9 protein-coding genes are annotated in these 10,071 nt (G+C 38.8%); 6 read left to right on the forward strand and 3 right to left on the reverse strand.

Going from position 1 to position 10,071, the window contains the following annotated elements:
* The 3 genes from K0B81_09495 to K0B81_09505 all read left to right on the forward strand — a co-directional run.
* Positions 1-1,907: hypothetical protein (locus K0B81_09495; protein ID MBW6516826.1), on the forward strand; the 1,907-nt coding region annotated here is incomplete at its 5' end.
* A 524-nt stretch (positions 1,908-2,431) separates the two neighbouring features.
* Entirely contained in the window at positions 2,432-3,145 is a 714-nt protein-coding gene (locus tag K0B81_09500) for a hypothetical protein (GenBank protein ID MBW6516827.1), read from the forward strand.
* A gap of 157 nt (positions 3,146-3,302) precedes the next feature.
* Positions 3,303-3,518 (forward strand): hypothetical protein, encoded by a 216-nt coding sequence (locus tag K0B81_09505; GenBank protein MBW6516828.1) that lies wholly within the window; start codon positions 3,303-3,305, stop codon positions 3,516-3,518.
* A gap of 143 nt (positions 3,519-3,661) precedes the next feature.
* Here K0B81_09505 and K0B81_09510 read toward each other — a convergent pair whose 3' ends face one another.
* The gene (locus K0B81_09510; protein MBW6516829.1) at positions 3,662-3,916 is read right to left on the reverse strand and encodes a hypothetical protein; all 255 of its coding nucleotides are present in this window, start codon (positions 3,914-3,916) and stop codon (positions 3,662-3,664) included.
* A 515-nt stretch (positions 3,917-4,431) separates the two neighbouring features.
* On the opposite strand from K0B81_09510, the gene K0B81_09515 reads away from it, so the two are divergent.
* Positions 4,432-5,109 (forward strand): metal-dependent hydrolase, encoded by a 678-nt coding sequence (locus tag K0B81_09515; GenBank protein MBW6516830.1) that lies wholly within the window; start codon positions 4,432-4,434, stop codon positions 5,107-5,109.
* A 249-nt stretch (positions 5,110-5,358) separates the two neighbouring features.
* Here the strand turns inward: K0B81_09515 and K0B81_09520 are convergent, their stop codons facing one another.
* Entirely contained in the window at positions 5,359-5,499 is a 141-nt protein-coding gene (locus K0B81_09520; GenBank protein MBW6516831.1) for a hypothetical protein, read from the reverse strand.
* 339 nt (positions 5,500-5,838) lie between these two features.
* Between K0B81_09520 and K0B81_09525 the strand changes: the two genes are divergently transcribed.
* Positions 5,839-7,872, forward strand: coding sequence for a T9SS type A sorting domain-containing protein (locus K0B81_09525; protein MBW6516832.1), 2,034 nt, complete (start codon positions 5,839-5,841; stop codon positions 7,870-7,872).
* Positions 7,873-7,889: 17 nt separating this feature from the next.
* Positions 7,890-9,182: a T9SS type A sorting domain-containing protein gene (locus K0B81_09530; GenBank protein ID MBW6516833.1), complete on the forward strand. Its 1,293-nt coding sequence runs from the start codon at positions 7,890-7,892 to the stop codon at positions 9,180-9,182.
* 4 nt (positions 9,183-9,186) lie between these two features.
* On the opposite strand, the gene purH is transcribed toward K0B81_09530, so the two are convergent.
* On the reverse strand, positions 9,187-10,071 hold an 885-nt coding region (purH, locus tag K0B81_09535), incomplete at its 5' end, for a bifunctional phosphoribosylaminoimidazolecarboxamide formyltransferase/IMP cyclohydrolase (GenBank protein MBW6516834.1).

Below are 10,071 nucleotides of genomic sequence, written 5' to 3' on the forward strand. Positions count from 1 at the left end.
CTATAAGAACCGATGGTAATCTTCTGTTAAAGGGTAATACCATACGATATAACCATTCCATTAACTATGGAGCTCTGCATATAAGTTCCGGAACTCAGATCGAATTTTGTACCGAGTCCTTGAATAATATCTATCTTAACCACGGAACAAGGGGGAATGATTTGACGATCTTTGGTATCGAACAGACTTCTGTTGTAGTTGACACCTTTACCGTACTCTATCCTGATAAACACTTTGTCATGTATCACAATCAAAATATTCCCGACTTCAGCCTGACAATCAATCATGGCAAGATAGAACCTGTGGCAGCCGATCTTTATGTCAGTCCTGATGGCTGTGATACCAACAGCGGTCTTTCTCCTGCTGAACCTCTGCAGACCATGGCTATGGCAATGATTAAGATCCAGCCTGACAGTCTGCAGCAGCGAACCATTCATGTTGCAGAGGGGATATACTCCAAATCTCTGAACAATCAACTCTTTCCCGTATCCCTCCGTTCGCATACCGCTCTGGTCGGAGCAGACAAGGCAACGACTATACTCGACGGCGAAAACTCCTACCCGCTCATCCATGCAATATCGCACCCTGATTCCTGGGGAGTGCCCATACGTAATTTTACCGTCAGAAACTTCACCATTATAAACGGAGGTAATCTTCTTCGCTCATTTGAATGTACACCGGTTCGGCTGTTTTATGTATTGGATTTTATACTGGAGAATATCGATGTAACCGAGAGTCATACGAATGGGATGTCAAAAGTAGGCAGTACAAGTGTTGGTGATTCGATCATAAGAAACCTTCATGTATATAATAACAGTGGTGGTAGTGGAGTTGGTTTCTCTCAATTAGAAAATGAGTTCGAACTTTATGCTGAAAATATCAGGGTCAGGAACAATGTACCCGATTTTCTTCCTCAAGGTGGCTGGGGAAGAGGTATGACGATTTCTCCCAATTCTGTTGATCCGATAACGGAAGAATCCCGTGTTACCATTGTCAATCTGGAGGTGACCGGTAATCATATATCTAATGTTCCGGACTTCTGGTCCCATTTACCGCGTGGCAATTTAGAGATACTCGGGTCTTGCACATATCGTATCGTCAATGCCACCATAGGTGACAACACCTCCACAAATCTTACCGGTGGCGGATTAACCATCGGCGAACTTGTCCGTCATGCCGAACTGATCAATTCTATCGTTTACGGCAACAGCCCGAATAATATAGCAGTACAAAACAGTACGGGGGTGGTTCAAGGTCATGCCTACATTTCGCACTCTCTTATTCAAGGGGGCGAAGACGGGATTCTCTATTTTCAAAACCCTAACATAGTGGTTCACTGGGGTGAGGGAAATATCGATGCTGACCCGCTCTGGCTGGGAGATATCGATCCGGAATATTCCGGGGAATACCCCTACATGCTCCATATAGACTCACCGGCACGGAACGCCGGGACTATGGATATTCCGGACTTCGAGTTTCCTAACTTCGATCTGGCGGGTAATCCGCGTGTCTATGGCAGCTCCATAGACATGGGTGCTTATGAATGGAATCCGTTAAGTGTGGTAGATGATGATTTTCTCTTTGATACCGTTAAGCCACATGATTATAACCTGCATAATTATCCTAATCCGGTAGTTGCTTTACAGGGTATGGGAAGAGGTAACGGTGTGGGTACTACGATCAGTTTTATCCTTCTTGAAGCCGGAGAGGCGATAGTGGATATCTATAATGTCAAGGGACAGTTTGTAAAAAGAGCCTTCAATGCTTATGCCCCTGCCGGTGAATACAGTGTTCTCTGGAACGGGACGGACGAACAGGGAAGGGTAGTTGCCACCGGGTTCTATGTTTATAAACTTCAGATCAACGGCGAAATGGTTGCCACAGGGAGATGTACATTTATAAAATAGCAGCGGGTTGAGAGCAGATCCAATTAACTTCATATATCAGATTGAAAAATATGAACCAGCTTCTCTTGATAGCCATTTGCTATCTATATTCTTTAAAGTGATATGCTCATCTCTTCTTAAAAGTTTTCCCGAGTATCAAGAAATACTGCTATTTCAGATGGGAAGAGATTTATGGCTTTACATGAAAAGTACTATCAGTTTCGATATAAAATGAAATCTTCAAACCACTGTCATCCTGAGTGTTCTGGCCTTTTCTTCTTGTTTCGCTATGGCCAGAATGTATCGAAGGGGGAAGAAAACATGAACCGCCTTTGTATTTCATCTTTTTTTTTATTGAACCATATAACTTGTCAAGCAATTGAACAGGACTATTTTGGTGGAAAAGGGTGAATACTATTAATGCTTACCACCCATGAGATTAAAATTCAAATCTTGACAAAAAGGTTTATCTATATTATAGTTAGATGTAGAAATTGCAAAGGGGGTAATTATGCAAAGAGCAAATCCGTTCTCGCCCATAGTCCATGAAATTGCTTAGAAAGTTAGGAGCATGGCATATTTTTGTTTCAGGTCCCGGTTTTCCAGAAAAACCACTTTACCATCAAGACCTTGAATTTGGTTCACCATCGGAAGTACAAATTCTATATGGTGAACATGGACATCTAAAATCAATAGTTGGATTTAACAAAAAAGGTGATAAGTCATCTTGTGAATTTGAATATATTAAAGCAGAAAAGAAAATACTGGTAACCTTAAAGAAAAATGATCTTGCGCAATTAATTGTATCAGAATGGTATTCAAATAAAGTTTTGTATATGAGGTGCAATCATCCTGAAAACCCAAATTTGGATACTGAAACAAGAGTTAGTGTAGTCCCTGATCAAAAGTATATATATGAGTATGATGTAGAAATTGATATTGGACAAAAAACTATTCAGGGAATTATTAATTCAGCTTCATTAGATATTCCTGATATAGTTATTGAATTTTCAAAAGAGATTACTGCATTGCAGTCTAATTTAACTATTGCAGCCTTTGAACCTATTTTCGCAGGCATATTGACTATGGAGGCTTATAAAAATAGTTACTTTATTCCGTTAAACAGCAACTTTCCTTCTGATGATGATTTGAGCAATTTGTTAGCTATAGTTGGTGACGTAAAAGGTATTTTCATTACAGCATTGTTTTACATGGCTAATAGATATGTGTTGAGTTTAGAAGAAGAAGAAGAGTCCTAACCAGAATAAGTGGTAAGTACCGCAGTTATGCTATTTGAAGATTCGGATTATGCAGGGTGTATACTGCATTATACACCCTGCATACAGTAGTAAAAGTTGGCTTTTTTTCTGATTTTGGCGATGATTCATAGTTGTCGAAGAAAAAGGAGGATTTGGCATGAAACAAAAAGTGATAAGAAGAATATTTAACTTAATAGCAGGCATATTTCTTGTAATTGGAGGAAATTTAATAAGCCCTCCGTTAGATTTACGAGTATTGACTGGAATAATATTCCTTATAATGTGTGTTCTGATTTACCTTGAATATGGTACATTTCAGAATACTATCGATAAAAGAATCGAAAAGAAAATAAAAGAAAGTATCAAAGAATAGCAAGAGGTGAATGTTCAAAGATAGATAAATAGAGGCATCCACCAGGAATTTGGTTTAGGTGAGATTATAAGTTGTTGAAGTACAAGTTTTCAACCATCCCTTTGCTCTGAGGATCATAACCTCTGCAGATGCAGATGTCGGGCTTAAATCCGAGCTGAAGAGCAAAACGGTGAAATCGATCGTTGAGAATAACTTCCCGAGAATCTTCCCGTTACATTGGCTAGGCGATAATAGATAAACACTTTGATTTTTTCTATATGATTGATCCTATCCAGCATTAAATGAGAATAGAGAAGAGCTAACTGCTGCTTGTACTGATCCAATGAATACATAAAGCTGATATCTATCAATAAAAGAGAGTTCAATACCTTAATCCTTTCAAGTTTCATTACTCTCATATCTTCCCACTTATAATCCTGTTTAATCTGCCTATGAACCTCCTCAGTCTTCTATCTAATACGATATGCCGATAGAACTCTTTCTACCTTTTGTTGAGCTGTAAAAGCCTGCGCATATGGGAAGGGAAATTACAGTACAGATAGAAATAGCCTTGGAAACTCTTTGATTGGATAATACCTTTGATTAAATCTCGTGTATTTTTCCCCTTTTACTGACAGGCTTTCGGCAACTTCTTCGGACTTTTTCCATAATTTGACTTGCAAATTTGCGGGAAACTGTTTGTTTTTTCATTGGTATGGGCTTCTTTTGGTTTATTATTGATGAAACCAGATTACAAAAGGGGCTCTCTTTTTCAAGAATGTTATGGGCATTTCGAACTTTTTTCATTACTCTTCAACAACTTATACTCTCACCTAAAAAAAAATCCGGGTAGATGCTATTTTTTGGAGGAAAAGGGTTGACATCTAATTGCTGTTTCGTGTAAATTATAAGAAAAATCAGCGAGGTGATACCAATGAAACTAAGATTCTTGTCTCATTCAGGTTTTCTGATAACAACCAAAAAAGGTGAAAAGATACTGATCGATCCGTTTTTGGATAATAATCCACTTGCTCCGATAAAGTCCGATGAGTTAACAGTTGACTACATAATTGTCACTCATGGTCATGGTGACCATATCGGAGATTCTCTCAAAATAGCCAAAAAGAATCAACCACTCTTTATCTGTGTCAATGAGCTGGCAAATTATGTGGCAGCTAAAGGTTTTAAGGCACATAACATGCATATTGGCGGTAGCCATCAATTTCCTTTTGGCAGAGTAAAATTCACAATTGCTCATCATGGAAGTATGACTTCTGATAACTATTATGCCGGAGAGGCATCAGGTGTAGTGCTGACTATTGAAGGTAAAAGTATCTATCATACCGGAGATACGGGGCTATTTTACGATATGAAACTAATCGGAGAAATGACCCCTCTCGATTATATGCTACTCCCGATAGGAGATAACTTCACGATGGGTATCGATGATGCTGTTAAGGCAGTTGAGCTGGCAAATCCCCAAGTAGCTATCCCAATGCATTATAATACTTTCCCGATCATTAAAGCCGATCCGGAAGAATTCAAGAGGAAAGTCGCAGCTCTCGGAAAAGAATGCCTGATCATGAATCCGAACGATGAGATAGAAATATAGCTATAAGTGACTCGAATTAGATCTTTACTTCTATGAAATCAATCTTTTACCTAGTAAGATATGTCAAATCTTAAAACTCTCACCCGACGATAATTGTAGGTGAAGCATATAGAATTTTGCTTTCATAATTTGAGGCGGTGATGAGATCTCTCCATTTCGCTTCGCTTCAGTCGAGATGACAATAGAAAGGAAACTTCAGTCGAGATGACAATAGAAAGGAAGCTTCAGTCGAGATGACAAAAAAATATCTCACTTTACTTTGACAGCACCCTTTATGGGTGCTATATAATAGCCTGCGACTTCAGTCGCAGGTTTGGAGCTCTGCTCCATTTGGGTGGCGGGTGGGATTAGGTCATCCTTATTCCAGACACTGAAGTGTCTGGCTATCATATTTCATACCCCTATCGGGGCATGATCTTATTTTACTGTGATAAAAGTTAGTCGGTGATGAGATCTCTCCATTTCGCTTCGCTTCAGTCGAGATGACAAAAGGAAGGATAGCAAGAAAGGGAAATGAACCACGGAGGCACGGAGGACACGGAGGAAAAGATTGAGATGCACAAGCAGGAGGAATAGCGGGAAGGCAATATATTGTTGCTAATAAAAAATGGGGGGATGTAAATTCAAATAAAAAATTGATTGACAAAATAACCTTACATATCATAAAAAAAGTATAGATTTCTAGTTATTCGTTGCTCACTGATCAAAACATTTTCAGGGAGGTGTGTTATGAAGAGATTCTTATTATTAGTCTTAGTGATCTCAGCTGTTTCCATTCTATTAAGTATGAGTGTCGAAGAGTATTTAAACCGGCAAGTTCATATCGAAAAAAATCATGCCGCCAATAATGTCAGATTGCGGGTGAGTAACTTTGGTGTCTTTGGTGCCGGTAATAATTATCCGAGATGGCCTTCGTTGGAATATCCACCTTTTAGCGGCACAGATTATCTTTATCATAGTGCTCTATGGGTTGGAGCTAAAATCACTCGTAGGGATACAGAAGGTAATATCTATTATTGGCAGAATTGGCCACCGGATGACGAAAATGATGTTATAGCTGAAAATTCGCCCGATTTTAATCCGGGCATTCATACCATAGTTGTTGTAGATACTCTAGCTTCTGTAGGTTATGAAGGGGACTATCAATATTATGAGCTATTACCCGCTTATTGGTCATTCGAAGAATATTATATTGGAGATCAATATTGGGAGTATTATCCTTATGATATCGCAGTTAGAAGTATTCTCGGCATTCCATCTTTATCAGACGAATCTTTCCCTTATGATCCTTCTGGTATCTACGACTTTTTTATGCCGTTGGATGAACCGGGAGATTTCCCTGGTATAGAAACAATGACATCCTTTTATTATGATTATAGCCCTTTTACACCTTGGGGAGAAATTCGTCATTCTTATAGAAAGTACGGCAATTCTGTTGGTCAGTTCATGCGTTATCCACTCTATCTTTCTATTCGCCAGAGAAGCTTTGCCTTTGCTTATCATGACCTTTACGATATGATCTTCTTTTCTTATGATATCTATAATAGCAGTCCAATTGATACACTATATGATGTAGCTGCCGGATTCTATGTGGATAGTGATGTCGGTCCTCAAGATTGGGATGGAGAAGCCAGAGCAGAGGATGATGTCAGCGGTTATTATGCGGGAGAAGGTTATGAATTTGCCTATACCCGCGACTATGATGGAGATGGAGGATTGAGTCCGCATTGGATAGCATCAAAAATATTCCCTCAGGAAGACCAAAACTTTGCTTGTTACGCATGGGAAAGAGGAGATGGACCTAACGATCGAAGACCGAGAAGAATACCACCACTTGCAGGATTAACAACATCGAATGAGAAATATTGGTTATTAACGGGCAGGAATGCCAACCAAGATAAATTCGATACTTTGAGACCGGAAGACTGGATACCGGGAATGGAACCACATTACGAACAAACTGAGCCACACGATACTAGATTTCTCTATTCCATATACGGAGATATGCAGGGCTATGATGAGCCGACCTCATTTTCGCTTAATTTAGCTCCCGGAGAAAGTATAACCCTCAATGGCGTTATCTTCTTAGGTGATGATCTTGATGATCTTAAGAGTAAAAGTTTATTAGCCCAAGCTTTTTATGATTCGGGGTATGATATGTCGATATATGAAGGAATTCCTTTTATCCCCTTCATTATTTCTGCAGAAGTTAGTGGTAATAATCTGCTTGTTCAATGGGTCAAAGACGAAGGTGCAGATACTCAATATATCTATTATAAGCTGAGTTCTGAACCGGATACGGCATGGGAGATAATAGAACTCGATATTGAAGATGATAACTATGTTATCGAAGAACTTACTTTTTATGAGACCTATGATGTTAAAGTTGTGGTCGTTTACGATACAGAAGTTTTAGAATCAGTAACTTGGAAGGTATATTTTCGCCCGGTTTCTATTGATGATGATTATTTGGTTAGTTCAGAACAGAACAGCCATTTGATCGGCAACTTTCCAAATCCCTTCAATCCTGATACTAAAATAGTTTTCTATCTTGAGAAACCTTCGGACGTTAAATTGCAGATCTTCAATATCAAAGGGCAATTAGTAACGACATTAGTTAATCAGCGATATGAAAGTGGGTTTCACACCTTGGTATGGGATAGTAAAGATTATTCTCAAAAGGAGATGCCGAGTGGGATTTATATCTATCGTTTGATTACTACTGATCTACATGATACTAAAAAGATGTTGTTACTAAAGTAAAGCATGAGAGGTGAAAGATGTCAAAGTACATTTTAGTATGTTTATTGGCATTGTTCGGATGGATGTTTAGCATGTTATATTCTCAAACTCGAGATTGGGAAGAGATGTATAGCATGATCGAACATCGAGTTGTTGATATGAAATACACTACTATTAACGGGATATATGAAGACGGATTACTGTTTGCCTTAGCCGGAAATGGAGGGGGTTTAGCTTATTTTACCACACCAGGGACTTTAGAGATCTTTAATTTCTCTACAAATCTTGGAGCAGTATCTATCATACCTGATGAACAAAATAACAGAATTTTCTGCGCTTTTGGTAGAGGTAGTTATAGTGACGGCTTGTATGAATTCGATGTAAATACGCAACAGTTTGAGCTTATAAACTGGTTTGCATTCCCTAATTTTGTCAAAAAGCTAACTTCCGGATTCTATTTAGGTTTTGGGATAGATAACTACGGTGGGCTGTATCATTCCTTTGATGGAGATCAATGGTTACCGGTTTTTGACTTCATTGGTAGAAATGTAATTGATATAGAAGAGACTGGGGATGGCACTATTTTCATAGCTGCCGGTAATGATCTGTTCATCAGTAATAATGGAGATTATTATGTCTTTGAGTTGGATTTGGTGATCAATGACATTTTTGTCAGACCTTATCCAAACTATAATGAGGTCTATATAGCATGTGGTGACGGAACAGATAGTGATGCAGTCTATCGTGTAGAATATGAAGATGGCGAGATAACAGGATTTACCTTTATCAATTACTTCTATCAACCACAGAAGATCTTTCATTATTGGAACAACATAGTAGTTGGCTGTAATGGAGAATATGGCAACCTGTTTCTTGTTGAACCGGTAGAAAATGGGCAAGTTATGGAGATTGGTGCTGAACTCGGTATTAACGAAGTATATTGCTTTGAGTTTTACCCGATCTATACTCACAATTTCTTGGTAGGTACCGATGTGGGAATCTTCTTAGGAACAAACTTTGATTTTACTTCTCTTGATGATATGAGTGCAATAGCATCGATTAACTATATAAGAAATTATCCCAATCCTTTTAACCCGCAAACTAAGATTGAGTTTAATACAGAGTTTTATTGTGCAGCTAAGCTCCTAATCTATAATATCAAAGGAGAGAAGATTTTCACTCTTTTTGATGATTTCCTACAGCCCGGAAAACATTCATTTATCTGGGATGGAACTGATCATCAGGGAAGACAGGTGTCTTCAGGAGTTTATTTCAGCCAATTAATTACAGAAAACGGAATAGAAACCAGTAAGATGTTGCTGCTAAAATAGGGCTCTAATGAGCAAAGTGCCGGCAACCGGTGAAGATCATACTGATACCTTTGTCGTTACAAGCTTTGATCACTTCTTCGTCTCCTTTAGAACCACCGGGTTGAATGATTGCTTTTATCCCCTTTTTTGCCAGTAGCTGGATAACATCAGGAAATGGGAAAAAGCCATCGGAAGCACATACTGCCCCTTCTATTTGATGATTATACTTTTCAGCACGAAAAACTGCTAAAACTGTTGAATCTATACGGCTTGTCTGTCCCATACCCATACCGATCGTCTGCTCTCCCCTACCGAGACAGATGGCATTCGATTTGAGTGAAGTAACAACATTCCAGCAAAACCGGAGCGAATTATACTCCTCTTCTGAAGGTGACTTTTCAGTTACTATCTTCCACTCTGTTTCTGCATCTTGCTTGATATCAATATCCTGACAAAGAACTCCATTAAGACAACTAACAAAGGTCGGAGTCTCAGACCAATTTTCCAAAAGCAGTGGATTGTATTTGATAATTCGCCTATCCTTTTTCTTGGTCAAAAATTCTATGATTTCTGGCGAAAATTCAGGAGCAATGATGATCTCTGTGAAGATCTTATTGATCTCTTGAGCTGTTTCCATATCGAGGGGTTTATTGAGAATTACTATCCCGCCAAAAGGAGATTGAGTATCGGTGGCGAAAGAGTTTTTATAGGCAGTTAACAGATCAGCAGCCGATGCAACCCCGCAGGGATTAGTATGTTTGAAGATAGCAGCAGTTGGCTTGTCAAATCTATAGATTAGTTTGAGAGCGGCGTTGATATCCAGATAGTTATTATATGATAATTGTTTCCCATGCAATTGCTCAATCAATCCCTCACTACCGGGTGAAAAGAAGATTGCTTTTTGATGAGG

This window comes from Candidatus Cloacimonadota bacterium (genome assembly GCA_019429305.1).
Taxonomy (GTDB): Bacteria; Cloacimonadota; Cloacimonadia; order Cloacimonadales; family JAJBBL01; genus JAHYIR01.

Bases quoted from the DNA above. Each gene is read 5' to 3' on its own strand.
- K0B81_09500 (MBW6516827.1), top strand. From the start codon at position 2,432: ATGAAATTGCTTAGAAAGTTAGGAGCATGGCATATTTTTGTTTCAGGT.
- K0B81_09505 (MBW6516828.1), top strand. From the start codon at position 3,303: ATGAAACAAAAAGTGATAAGAAGAATATTTAACTTAATAGCAGGCATA.
- K0B81_09510 (MBW6516829.1), bottom strand. From the start codon at position 3,916: ATGAGAGTAATGAAACTTGAAAGGATTAAGGTATTGAACTCTCTTTTA.
- K0B81_09515 (MBW6516830.1), top strand. From the start codon at position 4,432: ATGAAACTAAGATTCTTGTCTCATTCAGGTTTTCTGATAACAACCAAA.
- K0B81_09520 (MBW6516831.1), bottom strand. From the start codon at position 5,499: ATGATAGCCAGACACTTCAGTGTCTGGAATAAGGATGACCTAATCCCA.
- K0B81_09525 (MBW6516832.1), top strand. From the start codon at position 5,839: ATGAAGAGATTCTTATTATTAGTCTTAGTGATCTCAGCTGTTTCCATT.
- K0B81_09530 (MBW6516833.1), top strand. From the start codon at position 7,890: ATGTCAAAGTACATTTTAGTATGTTTATTGGCATTGTTCGGATGGATG.